29 protein-coding genes and 2 pseudogenes are annotated in these 26943 nt (G+C 63.6%); 17 read left to right on the top strand and 14 right to left on the bottom strand.

Features of this window, described 5'->3' with window-relative positions; translation table 11 throughout:
* Nucleotides 1-151: 151 nt before the first annotated feature.
* Together MAFF_RS17955 and MAFF_RS17950 are read left to right on the top strand one after the other, a co-directional pair.
* Entirely contained in the window at nt 152-925 is a 774-nt protein-coding gene (locus tag MAFF_RS17955; RefSeq protein WP_010912364.1) for a Bax inhibitor-1/YccA family protein, read from the top strand.
* A 221-nt stretch (nt 926-1146) separates the two neighbouring features.
* Nucleotides 1147-1731: a GNAT family N-acetyltransferase gene (locus tag MAFF_RS17950; RefSeq protein ID WP_010912363.1), complete on the top strand. Its 585-nt coding sequence runs from the start codon at nt 1147-1149 to the stop codon at nt 1729-1731.
* Nucleotides 1732-1828: 97 nt separating this feature from the next.
* Here the strand turns inward: MAFF_RS17950 and MAFF_RS17945 are convergent, their stop codons facing one another.
* Nucleotides 1829-2215: a DUF2794 domain-containing protein gene (locus tag MAFF_RS17945; RefSeq protein ID WP_044551033.1), complete on the bottom strand. Its 387-nt coding sequence runs from the start codon at nt 2213-2215 to the stop codon at nt 1829-1831.
* 418 nt (nt 2216-2633) lie between these two features.
* Here MAFF_RS17945 and MAFF_RS40645 point away from each other — a divergent pair.
* Nucleotides 2634-2997: pseudogene (locus MAFF_RS40645) on the top strand (UbiA family prenyltransferase); the annotation flags it as partial.
* 24 nt (nt 2998-3021) lie between these two features.
* Here the strand turns inward: MAFF_RS40645 and MAFF_RS17940 are convergent.
* Nucleotides 3022-3828 carry a DUF1223 domain-containing protein gene (locus tag MAFF_RS17940; RefSeq protein WP_032932270.1) on the bottom strand — a complete coding sequence of 269 codons (807 nt, stop codon included), beginning with the start codon at nt 3826-3828 and terminating at the stop codon, nt 3022-3024.
* Between the two features lie 178 nt (nt 3829-4006).
* Here MAFF_RS17940 and MAFF_RS17935 point away from each other — a divergent pair.
* A pseudogene (locus MAFF_RS17935) lies at nt 4007-4207 on the top strand (ceramidase domain-containing protein); the annotation flags it as partial.
* A 109-nt stretch (nt 4208-4316) separates the two neighbouring features.
* Here the strand turns inward: MAFF_RS17935 and acnA are convergent.
* Nucleotides 4317-7007 carry an aconitate hydratase AcnA gene (gene acnA, locus MAFF_RS17930; RefSeq protein WP_010912359.1) on the bottom strand — a complete coding sequence of 897 codons (2691 nt, stop codon included), beginning with the start codon at nt 7005-7007 and terminating at the stop codon, nt 4317-4319.
* 285 nt (nt 7008-7292) lie between these two features.
* On the opposite strand from acnA, the gene ccmA reads away from it, so the two are divergent.
* The 4 genes from ccmA (at nt 7293) to MAFF_RS17910 (ending at nt 9684) form a co-directional block, all read left to right on the top strand.
* The gene (gene ccmA, locus MAFF_RS17925) at nt 7293-7898 is read left to right on the top strand and encodes a heme ABC exporter ATP-binding protein CcmA (RefSeq protein WP_010912358.1); all 606 of its coding nucleotides are present in this window, start codon (nt 7293-7295) and stop codon (nt 7896-7898) included.
* A gap of 211 nt (nt 7899-8109) precedes the next feature.
* On the top strand, nt 8110-8775 hold the full coding sequence (gene ccmB, locus MAFF_RS17920; RefSeq protein WP_010912357.1) for a heme exporter protein CcmB: 666 nt from the start codon (nt 8110-8112) through the stop codon (nt 8773-8775).
* Between the two features lie 160 nt (nt 8776-8935).
* The gene (gene ccmD, locus MAFF_RS17915; protein WP_010912356.1) at nt 8936-9109 is read left to right on the top strand and encodes a heme exporter protein CcmD; all 174 of its coding nucleotides are present in this window, start codon (nt 8936-8938) and stop codon (nt 9107-9109) included.
* Nucleotides 9106-9684, top strand: a complete 579-nt coding sequence (locus tag MAFF_RS17910; protein WP_010912355.1) for a DsbE family thiol:disulfide interchange protein — start codon at nt 9106-9108, stop codon at nt 9682-9684. The genes ccmD and MAFF_RS17910 overlap by 4 nt, the downstream gene beginning before the upstream one ends.
* A gap of 281 nt (nt 9685-9965) precedes the next feature.
* On the opposite strand, the gene MAFF_RS40050 is transcribed toward MAFF_RS17910, so the two are convergent.
* A complete protein-coding gene (locus tag MAFF_RS40050) occupies nt 9966-10133 on the bottom strand; it encodes a hypothetical protein (RefSeq protein ID WP_080511879.1) in 168 nt (55 codons plus the stop codon).
* A 296-nt stretch (nt 10134-10429) separates the two neighbouring features.
* On the opposite strand from MAFF_RS40050, the gene MAFF_RS17905 reads away from it, so the two are divergent.
* Entirely contained in the window at nt 10430-11350 is a 921-nt protein-coding gene (locus MAFF_RS17905) for an SMP-30/gluconolactonase/LRE family protein (protein WP_010912353.1), read from the top strand.
* A 177-nt stretch (nt 11351-11527) separates the two neighbouring features.
* A complete protein-coding gene (locus tag MAFF_RS17900) occupies nt 11528-11734 on the top strand; it encodes a tautomerase family protein (protein ID WP_010912352.1) in 207 nt (68 codons plus the stop codon).
* Nucleotides 11735-11930: 196 nt separating this feature from the next.
* Here MAFF_RS17900 and MAFF_RS17895 read toward each other — a convergent pair whose 3' ends face one another.
* The 9 genes from MAFF_RS17895 to MAFF_RS17855 form a co-directional block, all read right to left on the bottom strand.
* Nucleotides 11931-12464, bottom strand: coding sequence for an NADPH-dependent FMN reductase (locus MAFF_RS17895; RefSeq protein WP_010912351.1), 534 nt, complete (start codon nt 12462-12464; stop codon nt 11931-11933).
* Between the two features lie 36 nt (nt 12465-12500).
* Nucleotides 12501-13121: a pyridoxamine 5'-phosphate oxidase family protein gene (locus tag MAFF_RS17890; RefSeq protein WP_010912350.1), complete on the bottom strand. Its 621-nt coding sequence runs from the start codon at nt 13119-13121 to the stop codon at nt 12501-12503.
* A gap of 18 nt (nt 13122-13139) precedes the next feature.
* Nucleotides 13140-13814 carry a septation protein A gene (locus MAFF_RS17885; protein ID WP_010912349.1) on the bottom strand — a complete coding sequence of 225 codons (675 nt, stop codon included), beginning with the start codon at nt 13812-13814 and terminating at the stop codon, nt 13140-13142.
* Nucleotides 13815-13859: 45 nt separating this feature from the next.
* Entirely contained in the window at nt 13860-15692 is a 1833-nt protein-coding gene (gene ftsY / locus MAFF_RS17880; protein WP_044548471.1) for a signal recognition particle-docking protein FtsY, read from the bottom strand.
* 12 nt (nt 15693-15704) lie between these two features.
* On the bottom strand, nt 15705-17045 hold the full coding sequence (gene mtaB, locus MAFF_RS17875; RefSeq protein WP_010912347.1) for a tRNA (N(6)-L-threonylcarbamoyladenosine(37)-C(2))-methylthiotransferase MtaB: 1341 nt from the start codon (nt 17043-17045) through the stop codon (nt 15705-15707).
* On the bottom strand, nt 17045-17929 hold the full coding sequence (gene dapF, locus MAFF_RS17870; RefSeq protein WP_010912346.1) for a diaminopimelate epimerase: 885 nt from the start codon (nt 17927-17929) through the stop codon (nt 17045-17047). The genes mtaB and dapF overlap by 1 nt, the downstream gene beginning before the upstream one ends.
* 167 nt (nt 17930-18096) lie before the next feature.
* A complete protein-coding gene (locus MAFF_RS37110) occupies nt 18097-18258 on the bottom strand; it encodes a DUF1328 family protein (RefSeq protein ID WP_010912345.1) in 162 nt (53 codons plus the stop codon).
* A 201-nt stretch (nt 18259-18459) separates the two neighbouring features.
* Nucleotides 18460-19026, bottom strand: coding sequence for a hypothetical protein (locus MAFF_RS17860; protein WP_044551031.1), 567 nt, complete (start codon nt 19024-19026; stop codon nt 18460-18462).
* A gap of 69 nt (nt 19027-19095) precedes the next feature.
* Nucleotides 19096-20148 carry an MBL fold metallo-hydrolase gene (locus tag MAFF_RS17855; protein ID WP_010912343.1) on the bottom strand — a complete coding sequence of 351 codons (1053 nt, stop codon included), beginning with the start codon at nt 20146-20148 and terminating at the stop codon, nt 19096-19098.
* Nucleotides 20149-20384: 236 nt separating this feature from the next.
* Here MAFF_RS17855 and MAFF_RS17850 point away from each other — a divergent pair, with 236 nt between their 5' ends.
* Together MAFF_RS17850 and zapE are read left to right on the top strand one after the other, a co-directional pair.
* Nucleotides 20385-20924 carry a protease inhibitor Inh/omp19 family protein gene (locus MAFF_RS17850; protein ID WP_010912341.1) on the top strand — a complete coding sequence of 180 codons (540 nt, stop codon included), beginning with the start codon at nt 20385-20387 and terminating at the stop codon, nt 20922-20924.
* A 79-nt stretch (nt 20925-21003) separates the two neighbouring features.
* Nucleotides 21004-22221, top strand: coding sequence for a cell division protein ZapE (zapE, locus tag MAFF_RS17845; protein WP_010912340.1), 1218 nt, complete (start codon nt 21004-21006; stop codon nt 22219-22221).
* 35 nt (nt 22222-22256) lie between these two features.
* On the opposite strand, the gene MAFF_RS17840 is transcribed toward zapE, so the two are convergent.
* The gene (locus MAFF_RS17840; RefSeq protein WP_032932254.1) at nt 22257-22685 is read right to left on the bottom strand and encodes a GNAT family N-acetyltransferase; all 429 of its coding nucleotides are present in this window, start codon (nt 22683-22685) and stop codon (nt 22257-22259) included.
* A gap of 234 nt (nt 22686-22919) precedes the next feature.
* On the opposite strand from MAFF_RS17840, the gene mdh reads away from it, so the two are divergent.
* The 5 genes from mdh to sucD are packed head-to-tail and all read left to right on the top strand — an operon-like array spanning nt 22920 to nt 26923.
* On the top strand, nt 22920-23888 hold the full coding sequence (mdh, locus tag MAFF_RS17835) for a malate dehydrogenase (RefSeq protein ID WP_010912338.1): 969 nt from the start codon (nt 22920-22922) through the stop codon (nt 23886-23888).
* Between the two features lie 50 nt (nt 23889-23938).
* Nucleotides 23939-25132: an ADP-forming succinate--CoA ligase subunit beta gene (sucC, locus tag MAFF_RS17830; protein ID WP_010912337.1), complete on the top strand. Its 1194-nt coding sequence runs from the start codon at nt 23939-23941 to the stop codon at nt 25130-25132.
* Nucleotides 25133-25136: 4 nt separating this feature from the next.
* Nucleotides 25137-25508, top strand: coding sequence for a cupin domain-containing protein (locus tag MAFF_RS17825; RefSeq protein WP_010912336.1), 372 nt, complete (start codon nt 25137-25139; stop codon nt 25506-25508).
* Between the two features lie 2 nt (nt 25509-25510).
* The gene (locus tag MAFF_RS17820) at nt 25511-26008 is read left to right on the top strand and encodes a DUF1579 family protein (RefSeq protein ID WP_010912335.1); all 498 of its coding nucleotides are present in this window, start codon (nt 25511-25513) and stop codon (nt 26006-26008) included.
* A 12-nt stretch (nt 26009-26020) separates the two neighbouring features.
* A complete protein-coding gene (gene sucD, locus MAFF_RS17815) occupies nt 26021-26923 on the top strand; it encodes a succinate--CoA ligase subunit alpha (protein WP_010912334.1) in 903 nt (300 codons plus the stop codon).
* The last annotated feature ends 20 nt before the right edge of the window (nt 26924-26943 follow it).

Here is a 26943-nt window from a genome sequence, read left to right as displayed (position 1 = left end):
GCCCCTCACGAACCGTTACATCCGGTTACGGTCTTGTTCTTGACGCGAATAACCATCATATTTCGCCACAGGCATGCTGGAGCCCCGCCAGCGGCGCCTGGGTCCGTAAGAGGCCCGACACCGGACGGGGCAGAAGCAATAGAGGATTCCAATGGCTGATCCCATTCGCAACTATCAGACGTCGGCGGTGCCCGGCGTCCGCGCCGACATCGATCAGGGTCTGCGCGCCTATATGATCAAGGTTTACAATCTGATGGGGCTTGGCCTCCTCATCACCGGTCTTGCCGCGGTCGGCACGATCATGCTGGCCACCACCACCGATCCGGCCTCGGCTGTCGCAACGCTGCCGAGCGGCGAGATGCTGACGTCCTTCGGCTATGCGATCTTCGGCTCGCCGCTGCGCTGGGTGGTGATGCTGGCGCCGCTGGCCGCCGTGTTCTTCCTGTCGTTCAGGATTCAGTCGATGAGCGTCGCTGCCGCGCAGACGACGTTCTGGGTCTATGCCGGCCTCGTTGGCCTGTCGCTGTCGTCGATCTTCCTGGTCTACACCACGGCCAGCATCTCGCAGACCTTCTTCGCCACCGCCGCCGCCTTCGGCGCGCTGTCGCTTTACGGCTACACGACCAAGCGCGACTTGACGGCGATGGGCTCGTTCCTGATCATGGGCGTGTTCGGCATCATCATCGCGACGGTGATCAATATCTTCCTGCAGTCGTCGGCGCTGTCCTTCGCCGTTTCGGCGATCGGCGTGCTGGTCTTCGCCGGCCTCACCGCTTACGACACGCAGAAGATCAAGGAGATGTATTTCGAGGGCGACGCTTCCGATATCGCCGGCCGCAAGGCCATCATGGGCGCGCTGAGGCTCTATCTCGACTTCATCAACCTGTTCATGTTCCTGCTGCAGTTCATGGGCGACCGCCGCTAGAGCAGCTCGCTGTTTCAAGGAAACGGCGGACCGCTCTAAATTTTTGTTTTGACGCAATTCCGGACGGAAAACCGTTTCACACTTTTCCTGGAATTGCTCTAAGGCTTCGCATCATGGTCTGACTGGACCATCGGGTTTGGAAAGGGCGGCCCAACGGCCGCCCTTTTCTTTTGCGCCGACGTTTGCTGTTATCGGAGGCAGACAAAAGGCTTGCATAAAGAATGAGCAATATCGTGATTCGGGCGGCCAGCGCCGCCGACCTCGACACCATCACCGAAATCTACGCCGACGCGGTGACACACGGCACGGCGAGCTACGAGCTGGAGCCGCCCAGCCGCGCCGAGATGGGCACGCGATTCGCCACGCTCACGGCCGGCGGCTTTCCCTATCTGGTGGCGGAGAAGGACGGCGCCGTGCTCGGCTACGCCTATGCCGGCGCCTTCCGGCCGCGCCCGGCCTATCGCTTCATCGTCGAGGATTCGGTCTATGTCGCGCCTGATGCCAAGGGCCAGGGCATCGGTCTCAAGCTGATGCGGAGCCTGATCACGGCGGCCGAGGCGGCGGGTTTTCGCCAGATCGTCGCGGTGATCGGCGACGGCCATGCCGACAGCGCCTCGGTCAGGCTGCATGAAAAGCTCGGCTTTCGCCATTCAGGCCGCCTCGAAGGCTCCGGCTACAAGCACGGGCGCTGGCTGGACACGGTGTTCATGCAGCTGTCGCTGAATGGCGGCGCGTCACTGCCGCCGGATGCGGCTTCTTTGCCGGAGCGGAAGTTTCGGGGGGATAAAGAAGAATTGAAGAATTGAAGAATTGAAGAATTGAAGAATTGAAGAATTGAAGAACAAGAAGAGGCACTTACGTCAGGCGCTGAGTGCCTTTTTCCTCAATTCCTCAATTCCCAGCTCAGGCCTCGACCACTCTCAGCTTGCTGTCGAAGACACCGAGCACGCGGCCGAGTTCCTGGCCGCGTTTGAGGATGCGCCCGCCGGCGGCGATGACGGCGAAGGCGCCCTGTTTGCGGGCCAGTTTCGGGTCCTTGACGATCTGGAACAGCGGCACTTCGCTGGCGCGGCGGAAGACGGAAAACACCGCCCTGTCGGTCAGATGATCGATGGCGTAGTCGCGCCATTCATTGGCGGCGACCATGCGTCCGTACAACCTGAGGATCTGGTCCAGTTCACGCCGGTCGAAGCGCACCGGCTGGTCGAGGCGTGCGCTGCGCGCCTCGTGCAGCGGGATCAATATTGCGGATGCGTCACCATCCCCCATCCCGCCGCTGTCGTCAGTCATGCCTCGATCCTTCAAAATGAATCTTTGCCAACCAAAATTGGCCCCTTCGCGCTGCAATTGCAAGAGCCGGCGAAGCGGTCGCGGCGGTGCGCCTTTTCGGTCACGTCCAGTCACGTTTGCAAACCGCATGTTGGAATTGGTGATGCTTCGCCACATTTCCGCCGTTTTTTATCCGCGCTAATGCCCCAATCTCCGACGAATTTACCGGCGTTGCCTGAGACGGTTCGGTCCGGCACCGGCTCGTAAACCCCAAGCCCCCCGCCCACGGGTCTGCGTCGGATCGAACCAACCTCGGTTTTTCCTTGGAAAAATCGGGTGCGACGATCCCAAAACCTAAATGACCGGCGTCAGAAGCAAGCTGACGTCGGTTTTTTCATGCCTGAAGGTCCAGATCGGCGTAGACCTTGCCGGCGCTTGCGAGGTGACCGGGCAGGTGCCTGCTGGTGTCATTTAGGTCGGCGCGATCGCATGGCAAATCGGTTACGATACCGTCCACGTGGATGTCAAAGACGACACTCGCCTCGGTTTGAAGTCGACAGCAATCCTGTTCGGGGCAAGACCTGTATCGCCTGTTCTAGGCCTTTGCGGTCGCATCGCGGTCGCTGGGAGGCTGGTTATCAGGCATGTCCCTGCGATACGCCGCCGGAATGGCGGTGATCGCCGCTCATTTGGCAGGCTTGGCGTATTGACCTTCAGCGCCCGGAGCTGAATTCAGGCTTTTCCTGTCAAACATTTTGACCTGCGTGCTGCTGGCCTGCACGGCACTCGCCGGGACATGGTGAGGTTATGCGGCTTGCCGGAGTTGACTATAAGTCCTGGGCCTTGTTCGGGGGCTTGTGGATGAAGGCGGCGCCGAGAATGGGGCCTGGCATGCCGTCCTTGCCGACCGACTGCAAAAGCACGGCGCAGCCGCCCTTTTTGGTGATCTCGCTCATCGGCAACTCATAGCGCTGCGCCTTGCCGTGCCACATGCCGGCGGTCTGGATGCCGGTGACGGCGTTCCAATAAGTCATCTTGCGGCCGGAGTTCTCGCCCTGGGCGATCTTGACCGTCTGCGGCGGCTCGAAATAGACGATGACGACATGGGCGTCGCTCGGACCGGCGCCGGCATCGCCGACATCGATGATCACGCGGTCGCTGGTGCGGCTGACTTTGACGGGCACACGCATGCCTTCGCCGGATTTCGCCATGCGGGCGAGCGCGCCGTCGACCTCGCCGCGATTGGCGCCGTTGACATGCGCGCGGCCATTGAGCACCGCCTGCGGCGTATAGACGGAGCGACTGCCGAAGGCGCGCATGTAATCATTTTGCCGCTCGGTGTTTTCCTTGCGACTCAGCGTGTCCTTCCAGCCGAGATAGTCCCAATAGTCGACGTGATAGGACAGCGCGACAATGTCATCCTTGGTCGCAAGTTCGGCGAAGAAGGCATCGGCCGGAGGGCAGGAGCTGCAGCCCTGGCTGGTGAACAGTTCGACCACGCCGAGCGGCTTGTCGGGTGAGGGTTTTTCGGCCTGGATCCTTTCGGTCTCGCCGGCATGGCCGGCACCGGCAACCGCCGAGAAGGCCAGCGCGAAGGCTGCCAGCCAAAGTGATCTTCGCGAGGCCATGATCATTCCAATTCCCGCCGGTGGCGCCGGCTTTGTTCTGATTGTCTGAAATATGTGGCAGAAGCGGAAGTCAACGGGAAGTCACGTTGCAGTGAAATTTTGCCGGTGCAGCCGCAGGTAAGGCCGCAACAGGACCGACACTGCATTTCACGACGTGGTTCGATTAGGGAGTGGCATCACCATCATGTGGCAAACTCTCCTGACCCCTGTCGATCTCTATTGCGAGCGGACCGGGCCTGGACTTTGGGCCGAGCCCGCCAATGCTTTGACCAACCTTGCTTTCATTGCAGCGGGATTATGGGGTGTGCGGGAAGTACGCCGATGCAAGGCCGGCACCTTCGCCGAGGTGCTGGCCTGGTGGGTGGTAGCGATCGGCATCGGCTCGATTTGGGGCGCCGAAAGACAGTAGGCAGTAGGCAGTAGGCAGTAGGCAGTAGGCAGTAGGCAGTAGGGGCCTTATTCCCTACTGCCCAAGCCCTATTCCCTGGCTGCGGCTACGCAGCCAGATCGCGCAGCACGTACTGCAGGATGCCGCCGTTCTTGAAGTAGTCGAGCTCGTCCAGCGTATCGATGCGGCAGATGATCGGCACGTTCTTCACCGTGCCGTCGCCATAGGTGATCTTGGCGGTCATCGTCTGGCGCGGCTTGATGGTGCTCAGGCCGTCGATCTCGACCAGTTCGTCGCCCTTGAGGTTGAGCGAAGCCCAGGATGTGCCTTCCTCGAAGACGAAGGGGATGACGCCCATGCCGACCAGGTTCGAGCGATGGATGCGCTCGAAGGACCGGGCGATGACGGCGCGGACACCAAGGAGATTCGTTCCCTTGGCCGCCCAGTCGCGCGACGAGCCGTTGCCGTATTCGACGCCGGCGAAGATCACCAGCGGCACGCCTTCCTTCTTGTACTCCATCGCCGCGTCGTAGATCGATTCCTCTTCCTTCGACGGGTAGTGGATGGTGTAGCCGCCCTCGCGGCCGTTCTCGCCCAGCATGTGGTTGCGGATGCGGATGTTGGCGAAGGTGCCGCGCATCATCACCTCATGATTGCCGCGCCGCGTGCCGTACTGGTTGAAGTCGGCGACGCCGACGCCATGGTCGGTGAGGTACTTGCCGGCCGGCGAGGCGGCCTTGATCGAACCCGCCGGCGAGATGTGGTCGGTGGTGATCTTGTCGCCGAACAGGCCGAGCACGCGGGCGCCCTTGATGTCGCCGATCTTGCCGAAACCGGCGGTCATTCCGGCGAAATAGGGCGGGTTCTGCACATAGGTCGAGTTGTCGTCCCAGGCGTAGGTCTGGCCTTCAGGCGCCTTGACGTTCTGCCAGTACTCGTCGCCCTTGAAGACGTCGGCATATTTGCGGGCGAACAGCTCGCGGGTGACGTTCTTCTCGATGAATTCCTGGATCTCGGCCGAGCTCGGCCAGATGTCCTTGAGGTAGACCGGGTTGCCGTTCTTGTCCTCGCCGAGCGGCTCGGTCGTGAGGTCCTTGGTGACGGTGCCGGCCAGCGCATGCGCCACGACCAGCGGCGGTGACGCCAGGTAGTTGGCCTGCACGTCGGGCGAGACGCGGCCTTCGAAGTTGCGGTTGCCGGACAAGACCGCGGCAGCAATCAAACCTTTATCGTTGATGGTCTTGGAGATCGGCGCCGGCAGCGGGCCGGAATTGCCGATGCAGGTGGTGCAGCCGAAGCCGACCAGGTTGAAGCCGATCTGGTCGAGCTCCTTCTGCAGGCCTGACTTCTCCAGATATTCGGCGACCACCTGGCTGCCGGGGGCGAGCGAGGTCTTCACCCACGGCTTCTGCTTGAGGCCGAGGCGGTTGGCGTTGCGGGCCAGAAGGCCGGCGCCGATCAGCACGCTCGGGTTGGAGGTGTTGGTGCACGACGTGATGGCGGCGATGACGACGTCGCCATGGCCGAGATCATGGTCGGTGCCTTCGACGGCGTAGCGCTTGGAAATCTCCGCCGCCTTCTTGTATTCGGTGTCCATCGCCTTGGCGAAGCCGGCCGGAATGCCTTCCAGCGCGACGCGGCCTTCGGGCCGCTTGGGGCCGGCCATCGACGGTACGACGCTGCTCAGCTCGAGTTCGAGCAGGTCGGTGAAGACCGGGTCGGCGGAGCCGGCCTCGCGCCACATGCCTTGCGCCTTGGAATAGGCTTCGACCAGGGCGATGCGGCTTTCCTCGCGGCCGGACATTGTCAGGTAGCGGATGGTCTCCGCATCGACCGGGAAGAAGCCGCAGGTGGCGCCATATTCCGGCGCCATATTGCCGATGGTGGCGCGGTCGGCGAGCGTCATGTTGGAGAGGCCCGGGCCGAAGAATTCGACGAACTTGCCGACGACGCCCTTCTTGCGCAGCATCTGGGTGACGGTCAGCACCAGGTCGGTGGCGGTGACGCCTTCCTTGAGCTTGCCGGTGAGGCGGAAGCCGATGACTTCGGGCAAAAGCATGGAGACGGGCTGGCCGAGCATGGCCGCCTCGGCCTCGATGCCGCCGACGCCCCAGCCGAGAACGCCAAGGCCGTTGATCATGGTGGTGTGCGAATCGGTGCCGACGCAAGTGTCGGGATAGGCCGTGGTTTCGCCGTCCTCGGTGTTGGTCCACACCACCTGGCCGAGATATTCGAGGTTGACCTGGTGGCATATGCCGGTGCCGGGCGGCACGACGCGGAAGTTGCGGAACGCCTGCTGGCCCCATTTCAGGAACTTGTAGCGTTCCTCGTTGCGCTCATATTCGAGCTCGACATTGCGGGCGAAGGCCATCGGCGTGCCGAATTCGTCGACGATGACGGAATGGTCGATGACGAGGTCGACCGGCACCAGCGGGTTGATCTTTTGCGGGTCGCCACCGAGCGAGGCCATGGCGTCGCGCATGGCGGCAAGGTCGACCACGGCCGGAACGCCGGTGAAATCCTGCATCAGCACGCGGGCCGGGCGATAGGCGATCTCGACGCCGGCGGTGCCCTTGTCGGTCAGCCAGCCGGCCACCGCCTGGATCGATTCCTTGGTGACGGAGCGGCCGTCCTCATTGCGCAGCAGGTTCTCCAGCAGCACCTTCATCGAATAGGGCAGCTGGGCGATGCCGGTGAGGCCGTTCTTCTCGGCCTCGACGAGGTCGAAATAGGCATATTCGGTGCCGCCCGCGGTCAGCGTGCGACGGCAATTGAAACTATCGAGGGATTTTGACACGTGCGATCCGTCCTTGTCTGTTCAGCCTGAAAGGGAACGGACGCCGATGGCATGCAATCACGCGCAAAGGTGCGGGTACGGCCATTTCCGCTGTCCGTTCCCAAGCAACCCGAGCCGTTCAAGGCGGCGCGTGCGCTGGTTCGGCGCTAATTCTGTTCCCGCGCCGACCGCTGGCACGGATGCACCGCATATAGAGAATTTTCTGGAATAGTTCTAGACAGTCGAAAAGCAAATTTGTGCGATGCGGCAGCGACCGCGGAACATTGTTTTCAGGGCAGGCGAGGGATGCGGCTTATCGCCGAAAATCTGGGCGGCGAACGCGGCGGCGAGGCGGTTTTTTCCGGCGTCGGCTTTGCGCTCGATCAGGGCCAGGCGCTGGTCGTCACCGGGCCGAACGGATCGGGCAAATCGACCCTGCTCCGGATCATCGCCGGTCTGCTGCCGAAGGCCGAAGGCCGGCTGCTGCTCGAGAACGGCGGCGATGACTTTCCGTCGATCGCTTCGGCCTGCCATTATCTCGGACACCAGAACGCGATGAAGACGGCGCTAAGTGTCGTGGAAAACCTGCGCTTCTGGCGCGATTTCAATGGCCGTGGCGACTCGGGCGTCGAAGAGGCGCTGGATACGGTCGGGCTGGGTGGCGTCGGCCATCTGCCGTTCGGCTATCTCTCGACCGGGCAAAGGCGGCGCGCCGCGATCGCCAAGCTTTTGGTCAGCCATCGGCCGCTGTGGCTGCTCGACGAGCCAACGGCGGGATTGGACAAGGCGTCGGAGGCGCGGTTTGCCGGGCTGATGGCAGGGCACTGTGCCGGGGGTGGGATGATTGTCGCGGCGACGCATCTGCCGCTGGGGATCGAGGGGGCGGAGTTGAGGATGGGGGTAGCCGGTTGATGGCGGCACTCTACGGCGCCCCCCTCCGTCCTGCCGGACATCTCCCCCACGAGGGGGGAGATTGGCTGTTGGCTCGGGTTTCGCCAAACTACAGCATCGCAAGAAGTGCGTCGACGGCGAAGCTTGCGATCTCCCCCCTTGTGGGGGAGATGGCCGGCAGGCCAGAGAGGGGCGTCACAGAACACCGTCCTCAACAAGGGACCACATCGTAATGTGGTCCCTCTTTGCCCGCGACATCCGCCTCAACATCCGTGCCGGCGGCGGCGCGTTGACCGGCGTCATCTTCTTCCTCGCCGTCATCGCCACCATTCCGTTCGGCGTCGGGCCGGACCTGAAGCTGCTTTCCCGCATCGGCCCGGCGATCCTGTGGATCGGCGCGCTGCTTGCCTGCCTGCTTGGGCTCGACCGGCTGTTCCAGGCGGACCGCGAGGACGGCTCGCTCGATCTGCTGGTGCTGGGCAACGACCGGCACATGCTGGCGCTGACGGTGCTGGTGAAATGCCTGGCGCATTGGGCGGGCAGCGTTCTGCCGCTGGTCGTCGCTGCTCCCCTGCTCGGCCTGTTCATGAACATGGAGCCGCTCGCGATCGGCGCGACGGCGCTGACCCTGCTGGTCGGCACGCCGGCCATCACCTTCATCGGCGCTGCGGGTGCCGCGGTGGCGGTGGCGCTGCCGCGCGGCGGGCTTCTGATCTCGGTGCTGGTGCTGCCGCTGACCATACCGGTGCTGATCTTCGGCGTTTCGGCGAGCTACGGCGCGACGGCCAATCCCGATCCTTTCCTGCAGCCCTTCCTCATTCTTGCCGCGCTGACGCTGTTTCTTGCCGTGCTGGGGCCGGTCTCGGCGGCGCTTGCGCTGCGGCATGGAACGGATTGAGCGAGGTTTGGCATGGTTTGCGCGACATCAAGGCGGCGGCGCGGCGGCCACGTATGTTTGAAACCGCGGCGCGTTGCGCAGCCATGGGCATGTCGCTAAGGGAAAGCATGATCGAACGAGGCAGACGGCTGGAAAGAGGCATGCCGATGGAGCGGGAGGCATGAGTGCGCACGCCCTCTATGTCACGGCCGCCTATGGCATCACGGCGGTTGTTCTGGCCGGGCTGATCGGCTGGATCCTGCTTGATCAAAAGGGGCGCAAGCGCGATCTTGCCGAGCTGGAAGCAGCCGGCGTGCGGCGGCGTTCCGACAAGGCGGAGGCGGAGAAATCGTGAGCGGCGAGACCGAAACACCGACGCGCGGTCGCCGCCTGTTCGTCCTGTTGCCGCTGCTGGTTTTTCTCGGCCTGGCGGGCTTGTTCCTGTGGCAGCTGTTATCGGGACGCGATGTCTCGGAAGTGCCATCGGCGCTAATCGGCCTGCCGGCGCCGCAGACCAATCTGCCGGCACTGGAGGGATCAAATCTGCCGGGGCTTGATTCCAGGGCGTTCGCCGGCAAGGTCACGCTGGTCAACGTGTTCGCATCATGGTGCGCGCCGTGCCGCGAAGAGCACCCGGTGCTTCTGGCGCTGGCGCAGGACAAGCGGTTCACGATGGCGGCGCTGAACTATAAGGACCAGCCGGAAAACGCCCGCCGGTTCCTCGGCGACCTCGGCAATCCGTTCCAGGCCATCGGGGTCGACGAAGCCGGCCGCACGGCAATCGACTGGGGTGTCTACGGCGTGCCGGAAACCTTCGTCATCGGCAAGGACGGCAAAATTGCCTACAAGCATGTCGGCCCGCTGACGGCGGAAGCGGCGCGGGATGTGTTGCTGCCGCAAATCGACAAGGCACTGGCCGTGCCGAACTGACGGCGATCTCTTGCTTCGTCATTCTACGGCGAAGCGAAGCGACGCGGCGCAGACCCCTGGAGCTGCTCTGCAGCCCAAGGAATCCATGCCGGGACGTTGGTTAAAGGATACTTCAGATCAGAATAGGCGTTGCGGACAGCGGTAGACAGAAATTCTGCACCGCTGCGGCGCTCGAAGATCACGGCATGGATCCCTCGGGCTGCTGAGCAGCTCCAGGGGTCTTCGCTCCGCTTCGCGTCGCTACGCCCAAGGATGACGAACGTGATAGGTCGACCGAATACTCAGCCGTAGATCTGCTTGTGGATCTGGTAGAGCATTTCCGAACGGTCGGCGCGCATGTCTGCCAGATCGCGGCTGGTGAAGCTGTCGATTTCGGCGACGAGGCGGTTGTAGTGCTTGCGCTTGGCGATGTTGTTGCGAGCGCGGGTCATGAGATCGTTGAAGATCATAGCAAGGGTCCTTCTGTGCCGCATTCTGGCGGCGGTTTCTTCCTCCCTTGGTCGATACGGAACATGACATAGTAATGGTGCGTTGCAAAAAGAAGATGTTGCAATGCACCATTGCACGCAGCGCATAGCCGGTTAATCGAGTCCTAAGGCGCGTCCTGCATGGCCGGTCGTGGGCCAGCCCCGGTCGCACGGCGGTTTCCTCCCTGTTTTGTCATACAAATTGCGAAGGCCGCGTCTTGCCAGATCGATCGCGGGCTGGCTTGATCCAGCATCACGTGATGCTGGGAGGAAAATGCATGGCGGCCGCAGACTATTACGAGGTTCTCGATCCGCGCTTCGCGCGGCTGTTCAACGGCAACGCGCAGGTGGACAAGCTGTTCACCGGATGCCGCTGGGCGGAGGGGCCGGCCTGGTTCGCCGCCGGCCGCTATGTCGTCTGGTCCGACATCCCGAACAACCGCATGCTGCGCTATGACGAGACCGACGGCAGCGTCAGCGTCTTCCGCCAGCCCTCGGGCAATTCCAACGGCAACACCGTCGACCGGCACGGCCGGCTGGTCACCTGCGAGCATTCGGGCCGCCGCGTCAGCCGCACCGAGCATGACGGCTCGGTCACCACTATTGCCGCCAAATGGAAGGGCAAGCGGCTGAACTCGCCCAACGACGTGGTGGTGAAGTCCGACGGCTCGATCTGGTTCACCGATCCGAGCTACGGCATCGACACCGACTATGAGGGCGACAAGGCCGAGAGCGAGATCGGTGCCTGCTACGTCTACCGGGTCGATCCCCACAGCGGCGAGGTCGAGGCCGTCATCACCGATATGGTGCGACCCAACGGGCTCGCCTTCTCGCTCGACGAAAGCCTGCTCTATGTCGTCGACACCGGCCGCACCCATGGCGCTGAGAATCCGGCGCATATGCGGGTGTTCAACGTCGGCAAGCACGGCAAGAAGGTGTCGAGCGGCAAGGTCTTCGCCGACTGCACCGCCGGCCTGTTCGACGGCTTCCGGCTCGACGCCGACGGACGCATCTGGACCAGTGCCGCCGACGGCATCCATTGCTACGATCCCGACGGCACACTGATCGGCAAGGTCAAGGTGCCGGAGGTGACCGCCAATTGCGTGTTCGGCGGCGCCAAGCTGAACTGCCTCTACATCGCCGGCACGACCTCGCTCTATTCGGTGCGGCTGATGGTAAACGGGGCCAAGACTTTTTGAGAGACCGTTTGGAAACTCTACTCTGGCGGCCATCTGAAGGCGTTTTCTGCGCTTCCGGTGCTCACGGACCCAAATGTCCGCTGCGCTCCGGTTCTCGAAACCACCATCATATGTCTCGCCAGAGCGAATTTCGAAACGGTCTCTCAGCGGCGCTAGCTATTTGAAAAGGAGGTCGTCATGCCATTCGTCAACATCCGCATCGTCAAGGAAGTGATAGCCGCCGATCCGGCAGGCAAGAAGGCTGACATCGCCAAGAAGGTCACGGCGGCCATCATGGAGGCCACCGGACTTGGCAATGACGATGTCTGGGTGGTGTTCGAGGAGGTCAACGCGCGGGACTGGTATGTCGGCAAGACCGATGTCGAGACGCTGCGGAAGGGGTAGGGCGTTGCGACGTTTGACTGCGGGCGCACCCTTTCCTTCGTCATCCTCGGGCTTGACCCGAGGATCCATGCCGTGACCTCCGACGTGGAGTGCTGCGGTGCAGAATTCTGTAAGGATTGCAATGCCTTGACGTCACGGCATGGATCCTAGGGTCTGCGCTGCGTCGCTTCGTTCCTTGCGCCCTAGGATGACGACCCTATGTTTGCCCGCGTATGAACTCCGCGAAACCCTGCACCGCATCGCGCATCGCCACCACATTTCCCGGCTCCGCAAGGATGCCCTCCACCTCCGGCGGCTTCTTCCCCAGCAGGGCAATTTCCAGCCCACCATCATACATCGCGAACGACATCGTCCGCATGATCTCAGCCAGCGCGGCACGGGCGAACAGCGAGCGCGGCGAGGCGTGGGCCAGCATGGCGGGCTTGGCGACGGCGGCGTCGCGCGAGACCAGCCAGTCGAGCGCGTTCTTCAGTCCGCCCGGCACGCCATGGGCATATTCGGGGCAGGAGACGATGATGCCGTCGGCGCCGGTGACGGCATCGATGAATTCGGCCGCTTCGCTCGGCGTGCGCTCGCCCTCGTCGTCGGGATTGAAGATCGGCAGACGGCTGAGCCCGTCATAGACGGTGACGCGGCAGCCCGCCGGCGCGTTGCGCGCCAGTGCCGCGACCAGGGCAGAATTGGTGGAGGCGGCCCGCAGGCTGCCGGAGATGGCGAGAAGGTTCAGCACAGCGTGGGATCGGTCCGGCGCGAATCGCTGGGAAACCTACCACATCGTCTGCTTGTATTCCTCGTCGAGCCAGCGGTCGGTCGCCTCGGCCGAATCGGCAACCACCAGCTGGTCGCGCAGGATCTGGCCGAGCGTCGGCAGCGTCGCGCGGTCGTACCAAGTGTCCGGCTTCCACAGATCGGAGCGCATGAAGGCCTTGGCGCAATGCATGTAGGCCGCCTTGACCGTGACCACGGTGACGCTTTGCGGCTCCTTGCCGTCGACGGCGAGGCGCTCGCGCAAACCGGCGTCGACGGTGATGCGGGCATCGCCATTGACGCGCAGCGTCTCGTTCATGCCGGGGATGAGGAAGAGCAGTCCGACCGAGGGATTGCGCAGGATGTTCTCCAGCGTGTCCAGCCGGTTGTTGCCGGGCCGGTCGGGGATGGCGATGGTCCTGTCGTCGAGAATGGCGGCGAAGCCCGGCTTGTCACCTTTCGGCGTCACGTCGGCATTGCCTTCGCCGTCGGACGAGCCGATCAGCACGAAGGGGCTCTTGCCGATGAAGGAGCGGCAGTGGCCGTCGAGTGCCTTCAGCTCCTTGCGGATGGAACCGTCGGTAGGCCGTGGCGTCTTGTAGATCGTCCTCAGCTCTTCGTGCGTGGTGACGAATTCCATGGCCCTCTCCCTGTTTGCCTACTTGCCAGCCTTCTCTTCCCCGCTTGCCTTGTCGTCCAGCGAATGGCGCAGGATCAGCGGCATCTGGCTGAAAGTGAACAGAAGCGTGATCGGCATGATGCCCCAGACCTTGAAGGTAACCCAGGCGTCGGTGGAAAAATTGCGCCACACCACTTCGTTGACGACGGCCAGGAAAAGGAAGAACAGGCCCCAGCGGAAGGTGAGCTTGCGCCAGCCTTCGGCATCGAGCCTGAAGGCCGAATCGAAGACATAGCCAAGCAGCGATCTGCCGAAGTAGAGGCCGCCGAGCAGCACGCCGCCGAACAGCGTGTTGACGATGGTCGGCTTCATCTTGATGAAGATGTCATCCTGCAGATAGAGCGTCAGCGCGCCGAAGATGAAGACGACGACGCCCGACACCATCGGCATGATCGGCAGCGTGCGCGTCAGCAGCCATGAGGCGATCAGCGCGATGGCCGTGGCGGCCATGAACAGGCCGGTGGCGACGAAGATCGGGCCGCCGAATTCGCCCAAAACAGGGAATTTCTGCACCAGCCACTCGCCGCGCGCATTGGCGAAGAAGAAGACCAGCAGCGGCCCTAGCTCCAGCACCAGCTTGAGCACGGGATTGACGCCTTCCTTCTTCTCTTTCTGCGGGTCGGACGGATCGCGTTCGAGAATGGGTGGGTTCATGATCTTCCTTCTTACGCACGATCCCCTTGAAAAGGGATCATGCCGTTACGCCACTCCAGCGATCGCCCTGGCGAATTCGCTCGCGGAGAAAGGTTCGAGGTCGTCGACCTGCTCGCCGACGCCGATGAAATAGACCGGCAGTTTGTGCTTTGCCGCGATCGCCACCAGAATACCGCCGCGCGCCGTGCCGTCCAGCTTGGTCATCACCAGGCCGTTGACGCCGGCGATGTTGCGGAAGATCTCGACCTGGTTGAGCGCGTTCTGGCCGGTGGTGGCGTCGACCGTCTGCAGCACCGTGTGCGGCGCTTCCGGATCGAGCTTGCCGAGCACGCGCACGATCTTCTCGAGTTCCGCCATCAGTTCGGTCTTGTTCTGCAGGCGGCCGGCGGTGTCGATGATCAGCACGTCGGAGCCGGCTTCCTTCGCCTTCTCGAAGGCGTCATAGGCGAGGCCGGCCGCATCGGCGCCGAGCTTGGAGGCGATGACGGGCGATTTCGTCCGTTCGCCCCAGATCTTCAGCTGTTCGATCGCGGCGGCGCGGAAGGTGTCGCCGGCGGCGAGCATCACCGACAGGCCGCCATCGGTCAGTTTTGCCGCCAATTTGCCGATGGTGGTGGTCTTGCCGGTGCCGTTGACGCCGACCACCAGGATGACATGCGGCTTGTGTGAGAGGTCGAGTTCCAGCGGCCGGGCGACAGGGGTCAGCACCTTCTCCACCTCGGCTGCCATGACGGTGCGGACATCCGTATCGGAGACGTCCTTGCCGTAGCGGCTGGCGGCCAGCGCGTCGGTGATACGAAGCGCCGTTTCCATGCCGAGATCGGCGCGGATCAGCACGTCTTCGAGGTCCTGCAGCGTGTCCTCGTCCAGCTTGCGCTTGGTGAAGACGCCGGCGATGTTGCCGGTGAGCTCGCGCGAGGAACGGGCAAGCCCGTCCCGCATGCGCTGGAACCAGGAGCGCCGCGGTGCCGGCTCCGGTGCCTTCACCGGCTCGGCCTTCTGCTCGACCTTTTTGGTGACGGTCACCTTGCCGGGAGCGGGTTTCGGTTCCGGCTTCGGTCGTGGGACGGGCTGCGGCTCGGGCGCGATCTCGGCAATGACGGGCTGCGTCTCGACCGGCGCCGGCTGGCGAATGGGACGAGCAATTTCCGCCAGCGGAGCTTCCGGCGCAGCCTCGACGGTTGGCGTCGACTCTTTTGCAGGTTCACGCGGCTCCTCAACCTCTTCCGGCGGCCGGGGCGAGGGACGTGTCGGTGCTTGAGGGGCGGCGCCTGCCTCTGAAGTCGGCTGTGCGGAAGGAGCGGCCGGTGGCGACACTTCAACGGGCGCGGGCGTCTCGACCGGGATCTCGGCAGGCGGGACCGGCACTTCGATCGGCGCCGGTTCGGGCTGCCTTTCCGGGCGCGGCGGCGCAATCTCCGGCTCAGCTGGCGCGGGAGGGACTTCTTGCGGCTGCGGTTCGGGGGCGGGCTCCGGGGCGGCGGGGGGAAGCGGAATTTCCTCGGGCGCCGGCGGCTCTGCGGGCTCTGGCGCAGGTGCCGGTTCCTCTTGCGGCGCGGGCTGCGGCAGGGGTTCCGGCTCGGCGGGAACCGTCGGCTCCGGCGTGGGCGGGATGGTCGGAGCGGTCTGCGGTGCCGGTTCCTCGACAGGCGACGGTTCCGGAGCAGTTACTTCCGGTTCGGCGGGTGAAAGCGCGACCTCGGCCTCGGGCAGGGGCTCCTCGCGCTTCAGAAATTCCGGAACAACCTGTTCGGCAGCCGGCTTCAGCGCATCGAGCTGGTCCCATTTGATCGGGGGCAGCGGGGCGGTCTCGTCGACGCGCTCCTCGACAACCTCTTTCTTGCCGAACGAAAATATCTTCTTGAAAAAACCAGCCATGCTTTGCGTTTCTCAGGCGGCGCGTGCGGCAAGCGGCACTGCGTTGAGCCGGGCGCCATCGTGGCCAGTAATTGTCGCTTCGACGATCTCGCCGGGCGCGCCGGTGCCGAGTGCGGCGAGGGTAAATCCTTCGGTGCGACCGAGACCATCGCGCTCGATCAGGATCGACTGACGGGTTCCAGGCAGCGAGGACAGATGGCGCCGATAGGCGGCTTCGCCGGCGGCGCGCAAACGGGCGGCGCGCTGCTTGACCACCTCGCGGCGGACCTGTGGCATGCGCGCGGCGGGCGTGCCCTCGCGCGGTGAAAACGGGAAAACATGGAGATGGGTCAGGCCACATTCCTCGACGATTTTTATCGAGTTCTCGAACATGGCGTCGGTCTCGGTCGGGAAGCCGGCGATGATGTCGGCGCCGAAGACGATTTCAGGACGCAATTTGCGCACATCCTCGCAGAAACGGATCGACTGGTCGCGCAGATGCCTTCGCTTCATGCGCTTCAGGATCATGTCGTCGCCGGACTGTAACGACAGATGCAAATGCGGCATCAGCCTGGGTTCGGTGGCGATGGCATCGAGCAAATCGTCGTCGGCCTCGATGGAATCGATCGAAGATAGCCGCAGGCGCTTCACGTCAGGCACCTGCTTCAGAATGGTCTTCACCAGTCTGCCGAGTTTTGGCGCTCCCGGCAGATCGGCGCCGAAGCTGGTCATGTCGACGCCGGTCAGCACGATCTCGGCATAGCCGTTGCCGGCGAGCCGCTTGACCTGCTCGACCACGGCGCCCATCGGCACCGAGCGCGAATTGCCGCGACCGTAAGGAATGATGCAGAAGGTGCAGCGGTGGTCGCAGCCATTCTGCACCTGCACGAAGGCGCGGGCGCGGCCTTCTATGGCGTCGACCATGTGGCCGGCGGTCTCGCGCACCGAGAAGATGTCGTTGACGCGGGCCTTCTCGGTGTCGTTGACGCCGAAATCCGGCAGCGCGCGGTACGAGTTTGCCTTCAGCTTCTCTTCATTGCCAAGCACGAGATCGACCTCGTCCATGGCGGCGAATTTTTCCGGCTCGGTCTGCGCGGCGCAGCCGGTGACGATGATGCGCGCCCCAGGGTTGTCGCGGCGCGCCTTGCGGATCGCCTGCCTGGCCTGGCGCACCGCCTCGCCGGTGACGGCGCAGGTGTTGAAGATCACGGCGCCGCCTTGCAGCGCGCCAAGACCGGCGCTTTCGGCCTCGCGTCGCATCACTTCGGATTCATAGGTGTTCAGCCGGCAGCCGAATGTCACCACGTCAATGCGGTTGGGGGCCTCGGAAAGGGAGCCGTCGACGTCCGGGCTCCTGGGCAGAGCAACCGACATCAGGCCGCGCTTTCGGTGTCGCGGGCCCAGGTGCCGGTCGAGGGATCGAAGCTGCCGGAAAATTCCCACTCGGCGGCACCGGTCAGGATGACGTGGTCGTTATCTAGCCATTCGACATGCAGCGTGCCGCCGCCGGGCGTCAAAAGGTTGACGCTGCGGCCGGTGCGCCTGGTGCGGGCCGCGGCCACCACCGATGCGCAGGCGGCGGAGCCGCAGGCCTTGGTCAGGCCGGCGCCGCGTTCCCAGGTGCGGATGATCATGCTCTCGGGCGAGGTCACCTGGGCGATGGTGATGTTGGCGCGCTCGGGAAAGATCGGGTGGTTTTCGAGCAGCGGGCCGAAACGTTCGAGCTCATAGGACCAGACGTCGCGGTCGACCCAGAAGATGGCGTGCGGGTTGCCCATCGAGACGGCTGAGGGCGAATGCAGCACCGGCGCGTCGATCGGGCCGATCTGCAATTCGATCATGCGGGTGTCGCGGAACTCCTCGGCGAGCGGGATCTCCTGCCAGCCGAAATGCGGCATGCCCATGTCGACCGAGATCGTGCCGTCGGCATGCTCCCGGGCATTGAGAATGCCGGCGCGGGTCTCGAAGGTGAAGGTCTTTTGCCCGGTCTCGGCGGCGAGCGCCTGGACGACGCAACGCATGCCATTGCCGCAGGCCTGTGCACTGGTGCCGTCGGAATTCAGGATGTCGACATAGTAGGCGGTGCCCGGCGTCCTCGCATCATGGATCGCCATGATCTGGTCGAAGCGGGTCGCGGCATCTCCGTTCAGCGCAAGGGCGGCGGCCGCCGTCACCTGATCGGCACGGCCGCGCATATCGGCGACGATGATCTCGTTGCCGATGCCGTTCATCTTGGCGAAAGGGGCAGTGCTTGCCATAGCTCCGCGAAATTCCGTGTCCGTTTGGCGCTATATGGCGGAAACGGGCGGGAATTACCAGTGCGCAGGCGTGTTCAGCACGGCGAAGACGCCGGACCTGGCCACGGCGAAGACGCCGGACTGGCCACGGCGAAGACGCCGGACTGGCCACGGCGAAGACGCCGGACTTAGGTCACCGCAAAGATGCCTAGCACCACCAGCAGGAAGATGACGAGAACGATGCCGATGAGGATGCGCGCGCCGGTGGCCGCGGCTCCGGCCAGCGCCGGCATGCCAAGCAGGCTTGCCGCGGCGGCGACGATAAGCAGGATGATGATCCATTTGATCATGGGAATGCCTCGCAAACCGACAGATTTCAAAACCGCATGAAGAACGCTTCTGTCGTGCCTGGGTTCCCGGGCTTGCGAGGCGACGTCAGTGAAAGAACCTAAAGCGAGTCACGTTGAAACGGACTCATGCGAGGCGCTTTAGGTCTCTGCTGTTATGCATGTCGTTCTCCCAAAACCGAGATCACTTTTGGGCGACATGCATTAGCCGGCGATCTCGATATCGGTGCTGAATGGCGCCGTCTTGGTCGAATTCTGGTCATGCATGAGGAAGTTGCACTTGTATTTCCCGGGCGGCAGTCCATCGAGCGACAGGTCGGGCTTGAAGAAGAGTTCGCGGTTGTGCGAGCGGGAAGCGACCTGCACGCTGCCGATCTTCTCGAAGGTGCCCAGAGCTTCGCCCGAGTCGGAAAGCACGGTGAAGTCGATGGAAAGCGCGATCTGGCTGTTGCCGAGGCCGTCCGAGCCATAGCCATAGCCGACCGGTTCCATATAGAGCACGACCTTCTCGCCTGGCTTGTAGATGTGATTGGCACGCTCGCTGTAGATGCCGAAGCCGCCGGCCGAATCGACCTGTTTGACATTCTGCACGGCGAGCGGCATCGCTTGCCACAAGGCCTCCTCGGCGCCGCGGAATTTCTCCAGCGCGCCGGCTCCGTCACCTGCCTGCAGCGCCTTTTCGGCATCGGCGGCGAGATCCGTGATTTCACCCGCGAAAGCCGCCGGCACCGAAATTGCCAGCACCATCAGCGCTGCAAGGATAGATTTCATCTGCATTCCCTTTTTTGCTGGGCGGACCATCGGCGAAAATGATGGTGCCGTAAATGGCCAATGCAGACTTCAGCGGTGGTCGATCTCCGGCACGTCCCAAACCTCGCCGGGTTGCAAGGCGCGAAAGCGCTCCTGCGGCAGGCCCTCGGCGTCCAGCGCCTCGGCCAGTTTGCGGACCGGCTCGTCCATCGGTTCGTCGGTGAGGTGGAAAGTGCCCCAGTGGCAGCCGGCGGCGAAGGCGGCCTTGCATAGCTTCATGCCTTGCACCGCTTCCCTGGGGTTCTGGTGCTGCGGCGCCATGAACCAGCGCGGCTCATAGGCGCCGATCGGCAGGATGGCGAAGCGGAAGCCGCCATGTTTGTCCGCCATCAGCCGGTAGTTGATGCCGTCGTGGAAGCCGGTATCCCCGGCGAAATAGAGTTTGCCGCCCGGCGTCTCGATGACGAAGCCGGCCCACAGCGCCATGCGCCGGTCGCGGGCGCCGCGCGCCGACCAGTGATGCGCCGGCTCGATGTGGATGGCGGCGCGGTCAGCGATGTCGACCTTGTCTCCCCAGTCATGCGCCGAAAGCCGCATATCGGGAACCGCCTCGCCGATCAGCACATCGTTGCCGAGCGGCGTCACCACCAGCGGATCGTGCTTCTCCTTCAGCCGCTTCAGCGTGGCGAGGTCGAGATGGTCGTAATGGTTGTGGCTGACCAGCACGAGGTCGATCGGCGGCAGATCGTCGAAGACGATGCCCGGCGCATTGACGCGTTTTGGCCCGGCGAAGGAAAACGGCGAGGTGCGTTGCGACCAGACCGGGTCGGTGAGGATGTTCAGCCCGGCCGTCTGGATCAGCAAGGTCGAATGGCCGACCATGGTTACGGTGAGGTCGGTGCCTTCGACCTTCGCGGCGGGCCTTGCCTGCGGAAAGGGGCTCGGGCTGGTCGCTGGCCATTTCGCGCGTTGGCCGTTGAACTGCCATTTCAGCAGATCGGTGAAGCGGCCGGGCATCTGGCCGCCGGGGTTGAAGAACAAGGTGCCATCGAAATGGTCGCTGGGCGGACCGCTGTAATAGCGGTTGGCGGCTTTCTTTCTCGCGGCCAAGGTATGCTCCAGCGGGTTTCGGCCCCTAGACATAGGCGTTGCGCCGGTTGGTGCAAGCATTTGCAGGGCGAATGCGCGGTCGCGGCCGAACTCCACGGATTTGAGCGGCGAGCGGACATGGCAGGTTGAGATTGCGATAAATTTGCAACAATCTTGCCGCAAACCCTATTTTAACCATATCGGGTTGAAATTTCGCCACCTTCTCCATCTTGGTGGGAGGTGATATTGCGCGGACGGCTTCCCCCCAGCCGGATCCGACGGAGGTTGTAATGAATTTTTCGAAAAGCGGTCTTGTGGCCGTATCGCTGGCGGCGCTCGTTGCGAGCGGTTGCTCAACCTCACGCTTCTCGTCCATGGACGACCAGCAACCGGCGCCGCTGCAGCCGGCGCCGGCCGGCCAGGTGACCTCCAATCAGCTGCCGCCGCCGGCCTCGCCCGGCAGCACCGACCCGTCGAAGTTCCCGACCGCGCCGGCGAACACGCAGGTTGCGTCCTTGCCGCCGGACGGTCAGGCCCCCGCCGGCGCCTCGGATCTCAGCGCGGCAGCCGTCGCCGGTGTCTGGAATGCCAGCGTTTCCGGGCAGAGCTGCAAGATCGCGACGCCGCAGACCAAGTTCGGCGCCGGCTTCCGCGCCGGGCCGCTGCATTGCCCCGCGCCCATCGACGGCATCAAGTCGTGGAACGTCGCCGGCAAGCAGCTGACGCTTTACGACGAGAATGGCGGCTCGCTGGCGCGGCTCTATTCCTCGGGCGGCTCGAAATTCGACGGCCAGACTTCCAACGGTCAGCCGATTTCGCTTACAAGGTAGCCCGATCTCCCCGGTGCATGTCGCCCGAACTGGGGCTCCGGTTTTGGGGCAACGACGTGCATGAAAAAAGACGTGACCGATGCATCTGCGTGACGGCCTCCAGACCCATGCGACCGTCAGGCAGCGCTACGACCACCTGGTGGAAACCGGCGCGATCGGACGCGATCCGGCGCAGGAGCGGATCGCCGCCGCGCTCGACCGGCTGACCGACGAGATCTCGGCCAAGCGGCTGGCGCACAAGTCCAGCGCGCTGGGCTGGCTGTTTGCCCGCAAGCGCGAGACGCATGAGGCCGTCAAAGGCCTCTACATCCATGGCGGCGTCGGTCGCGGCAAGACCATGCTGATGGACATGTTCTTCGAACTGCTGCCGGTCCGGCGCAAGCGCCGCGTCCATTTCAACGACTTCATGGCCGATGTGCAGGACCGCATCCAGAAGCACCGGCAGGCACGCAAGAACGGCGACGTCAAAGAAGACGATCCGATCCCGCCGGTGGCCAAGGCGCTGGCCGAACAGGCCTGGGTGCTGTGCTTCGATGAGTTCTCGGTTACCGACATCGCCGACGCGATGATCCTGTCCAGGCTGTTTTCGGCGCTGTTCGCCAATGGCGTCGTGCTGATCGCCACCTCGAACGCGGCGCCGCAAAATCTCTACCGCGATGGGCTCAACCGCCAGCTGTTCCTGCCGTTCATTGGCATTCTGGAACGGCACGCACAGGTGCTGTCGCTCGACAGCGACAAGGATTACCGGCTGGAAAAGCTTGCTCGCACGCCGGTCTATGTCACGCCGGCTGACGCGGCGGCCGACAAAGCGCTCGACGAGGCCTGGCGAACGATGACGCGCGGCGCGCCGACAGCCGCGACCTCGCTGACGCTGAAGGGCCGGCAGGTTCTGGTGCCGGCCGCCGCCGGTGATGCGGCGCGGTTTTCCTTTGCCGATCTGTGCGAAAAACCGCACGGCGCGCGCGATTTCCTGGCGATCGCAGGGCGCTTCTCGACCGTCTTCATCGACCACGTGCCGGTGCTGGGCGAAGGCAAGCGCAACGAGGCCAAGCGCTTCATCCTGTTGATCGACACGCTTTACGATCATCATGCGCGGCTGGTGGTGAGCGCCGAGGCGGCGCCGCAAGAGCTTTATGTGGCCAAGCGCGGCGTCGAGGTGTTCGAGTTCGAGCGCACGGCCTCACGCCTGATCGAGATGCAAAGCCGCGATTGGCTGGAGGACTGGGCGGAGCGGCGGAAAGAAAGGGCGGCGCCGGCTGAGGCGCCGCAGGCTCAGGCCCTACCTTCGCCGTCCTAGGCTGAGGGACCCAAGCAGAGCGAAGGCCCTGATCACTAAAGCCTGTACGCATACATGACGAAACTCTCGGCTTCCCCATGCGGCTCCTTGCGCGATTCATAAAGCGCGCGGGCCGGAAGATTGTCGGGTTCGGTGCCCACCCAGGCCTCCTCGCAGCCATTCTCCCTGCCGATCGCGAACATCGCGTCGAGCATTCTGCGCGCGATCCCCTGGCGCTGGAATTTGGGCGAGACGCCGACCTCATCAATGTAGAGTTCCGCAACCTTGTCGGGATGGCGGTGGATCACCGCCGCGCATTGCCCGACGACCACGCCATCGGCGAGCGCCACGACCATGAAATGGCCGGGTTGGCTGAGATAGGCTGCCAATCTATCCGGCCTGACCGGTTCGTCGAACACATCCTCGGCGATCCGCATCACAAGGGCGTCATCGCCTGCCTCAAGCCTTACGATCTCCATACTCATTGTGTAAATTCTCCCAAGTCGGCTCACAAACTTTGACGTTTACGTAAGTCCCAATCCATCTAACCGATTGAAAATGTTCACTCCAAAATAATCGTTTGAATTTATCTTGCACCGGGGCTATTGGGTGCGGCGAAATCTCGCGGGTTTCCTCGGCATTCCGGCCTCTTCCTCGACGCCGTCATCAAGTCGTCAAAGATTTGGGCGCAGTCACAGACAAAGGGAAAACATCCTCACATGGCACGCAACAAGATAGCGCTTATCGGCTCGGGCATGATCGGCGGCACGCTGGCCCACATGATCGGCCTCAAGGACCTCGGCGACGTGGTGCTGTTCGATATTGCCGAGGGTATTCCGCAAGGCAAGGGGCTCGATATCGCGCAGTCGTCGCCGGTCGATGGTTTCGATTCCCGGCTGACCGGCGTCAACGACTATGCCGGCATCGAGGGTGCCGACGTCTGCATCGTTACAGCCGGCGTGCCGCGCAAGCCTGGCATGAGCCGCGACGATCTGCTGGGCATCAACCTCAAGGTCATGGAACAGGTCGGCGCCGGTCTGAAGAAGTATGCGCCCAAGGCCTTCGTCATCTGCATCACCAATCCGCTCGACGCCATGGTGTGGGCGCTGCAGAAGTTTTCCGGCCTGCCCAAGACCCATGTCGTCGGCATGGCCGGCGTGCTCGACAGCGCGCGCTTCCGCTATTTCCTGGCCGAGGAATTCAAGGTCTCGGTCGAGGACGTCACCGCCTTCGTGCTCGGCGGCCACGGCGATTCCATGGTGCCGATGATCCGCTACTCGACGGTATCGGGCATCCCGCTGCCCGACCTCGTCAAGATGGGCTGGACCTCGAAGGAGAAGCTCGACCAGATCGTCCAGCGCACCCGTGATGGCGGCGCCGAGATCGTCGGCCTGCTCAAGACCGGCTCGGCCTATTACGCGCCGGCGGCCTCGGCGATTGCCATGGCCGAATCCTACCTCAAGGACAAGAAGCGCGTGCTGCCCTGCGCTGCCCACCTTTCCGGCCAGTATGGCGTCAAGGGCACCTATGTCGGCGTCCCCGTGGTGATCGGCGCCGGCGGCGTCGAGCGCATCATCGAGATCGACCTCAACAAGAGCGAACAGAAAATGTTCGAGAGTTCGGTGGCGACCGTGCAGGGCCTGACCGAGGCCTGCGTCAAGATCGCGCCGCAGCTCGCTTCGAAGTGAATCCCACCAAAACGTCGACCCCGGCAAAAACGACCTGGAGATAGCTCCCGATGAACATCCATGAATATCAAGGCAAGGCGCTGCTGAAGAGCTTTGGCGCGCCGGTGGCCGAAGGCGTGCCGGTGTTCAAGGCGAGCGAGGCGGAAGCCGCGGCACGCGCGCTGCCCGGCCCGCTCTATGTGGTGAAGAGCCAGATCCATGCCGGCGGCCGCGGCAAGGGCAAGTTCAAGGAACTGTCGCCCGACGCCAAGGGCGGCGTGCGGCTGGCGAAGTCGGTCGCCGACGTCGTCGCCAACGCCAACGAGATGCTCGGCCACACGCTGGTGACCAAGCAGACCGGCCCGGCCGGCAAGCAGGTCAACCGCCTCTATATCGAGGACGGCGCCGATATCGAGCGGGAACTTTATCTGTCGATCCTGGTCGACCGTTCCGTCGGCCGCATCGCCTTCGTCGTTTCGACCGAAGGCGGCATGGACATCGAGGCGGTCGCCCACGACACGCCGGAAAAGGTCATCACCGTCGCCATCGACCCGGAAAGGGGCGTGACGGCGGATGATGTGAAGAAGCTCAACGCAGCCCTCAAGCTCGACGGCGACGCCGCCAAGGATGGCGGCACGCTGTTCCCGATCCTCTACAAGGCCTTCATCGAGAAGGACATGAGCCTGCTCGAGGTCAATCCGCTGATCGTCATGAAGAACGGCCGGCTGCGCGTGCTCGACGCAAAAGTGTCGTTCGACAACAACGCGCTGTTCCGCCACCCGGACGTGCTCGAACTGCGCGACACCACTGAAGAGGACGAGAAGGAAATCGAGGCGTCGAAATACGACCTCGCCTATGTCGCGCTCGACGGCAATATCGGCTGCATGGTCAACGGCGCCGGCCTCGCCATGGCGACGATGGACATCATCAAGCTCTATGGCGCCGAGCCCGCCAACTTCCTCGATGTCGGCGGCGGTGCCTCCAAGGAGAAAGTGACGGCGGCGTTCAAGATCATCACCAAGGATCCGGCGGTCAAAGGCATACTGATCAACATCTTCGGCGGCATCATGAAGTGCGACATCATCGCCGAGGGCGTGATCGCCGCGGTCAAGGAAGTCGGGCTGGAAGTGCCGCTGGTGGTGCGTCTGGAAGGCACCAATGCCGAACTCGGCAAGAAGATCATCAACGACAGCGGCCTCAACGTCGTGTCGGCCGATGATCTCGACGACGCAGCCAAGAAGATCGTCGCGGCGGTGAAGGGCTGAGCCTGTGCCTCCGCGCAAGATAAACCTGGTCGAGGCGGCGGACGCGAAGATCACCAAGGTCTTCGATCCGCATATTGCCGGCGACGTCAATGACAGCCAGGCGAAGGTCGCCAAGTTCGGCGAGATCTTCGACTGGCACGCGCATGAGCATGAGGACGAAGCCTTCCTCGTGCTGCGGGGCAGGATCGCCATCGATTTCCGTGACGGGCCGGTCGAGCTTGGCGAGGGCGACTTCATCGTCGTGCCGCGCGGTGTCGAACATCGGCCGCGTTCGCTCACCGCCGAGCCCGTGGTGCTGATGTTCGAGCCGGCGACGACGCTCAACACCGGCAACGCCAAGAGCGACCTCACCGTCACCGATCTGAAGCGGCTCTGACCATGAACGCTGCCTCCTTCTCTTCGCTTTCCGCCGATCACCAGCGCCTGCAGGCGCTGGTCGGTGCGTGGCGCGGCGAGGAAGAGGTCGCGGCCACGCAATGGACCGATGCCGGCACGGCGACGTCGGAAGTGCTGGCAGAGGCACAGTTCGGCGGCCTGTTCGTGGTTCAGCGCTATCGCCAGCGCCGCGACGGCACGATTTCCTTCGGTTCGCACAATGTGTTCGGCTTCGACCAGCAGAACAGCCTCGTCACCATGCACCAGTTCGATTCGATGGGCTTTGTGCCGGCCTCGCCGGCCACGGGCACGTGGAATGGCAGCGAGCTCAATCTGGAGCGGTCGTCGCCGCGTGGCACGGCGCGGGTGACGTATATTTTCGACGATGCCGACACCTATCGCATGCGACTGCATTTCAAACCCGCCGGCAGCGATGGCTGGCAAGACATGGTGAGTGGCGTCTACCGGCGCGTCTCGCCTTCCTCGATCAACAGTTTTTAGAAAAGGGCTCCGATGTCCATTCTCGTCGACAAGAACACCAAGGTGCTGGTGCAGGGCCTGACCGGCAAGACCGGTACGTTCCACACCGAACAGGCGCTGGCCTATCACGGCACCAAGATGGTGGGTGGCATCCATCCCAAGAAGGGCGGCGAGACGTGGACCGGCTCGAAGGGCGAGAGCCTGCCGATCTTCGCCACCGTCGCCGAAGGTAAGGCAAAGACCGGGGCCAACGCCTCCGTCGTTTACGTGCCGCCGGCAGGTGCCGCCGAAGCGATCCTGGAAGCGATCGAGGCCGAGATCCCGCTGATCATCTGCATCACCGAAGGCATTCCGGTGATGGACATGGTCAAGGTCAAGGCGCGGCTCGACCGCTCGACCTCGCGGCTGATCGGCCCGAACTGCCCGGGCGTTCTCACCCCCGACGAATGCAAGATCGGCATCATGCCTGGAAACATCTTCCGCAAGGGCTCGGTCGGCGTTGTTTCGCGCTCGGGAACACTTACCTATGAGGCCGTGTTCCAAACCACCAATGTCGGCCTCGGCCAGACCACCGCCGTCGGCATCGGTGGCGACCCGGTCAAGGGCACCGAGTTCATCGACGTGCTCGAGATGTTCCTGGCCGACGATGAGACCAAGTCGATCATCATGATCGGCGAGATCGGCGGTTCGGCCGAGGAAGACGCCGCGCAGTTCCTCAAGGACGAAGCCAAGCGTGGCCGCAAGAAGCCGATGGCCGGCTTCATCGCCGGGCGCACGGCGCCGGCCGGCCGCACGATGGGCCATGCCGGCGCGGTCATCTCCGGCGGCAAAGGCGGCGCCGAGGACAAGATCGCGGCGATGGAATCGGCCGGCATCAAGGTCTCGCCGTCACCGGCGCGGCTGGGAACGACGCTGGTCGAGGCGATCAAGGGATAAGAACGCGAGCAGTCGAGCTT

This window comes from Mesorhizobium japonicum MAFF 303099 (genome assembly GCF_000009625.1).
GTDB classification, from domain to species: domain Bacteria; phylum Pseudomonadota; class Alphaproteobacteria; order Rhizobiales; family Rhizobiaceae; genus Mesorhizobium; species Mesorhizobium japonicum.
Note: the sequence above shows the minus strand (reverse complement) of the source record. Positions and strands in the feature narration are given on the sequence as shown.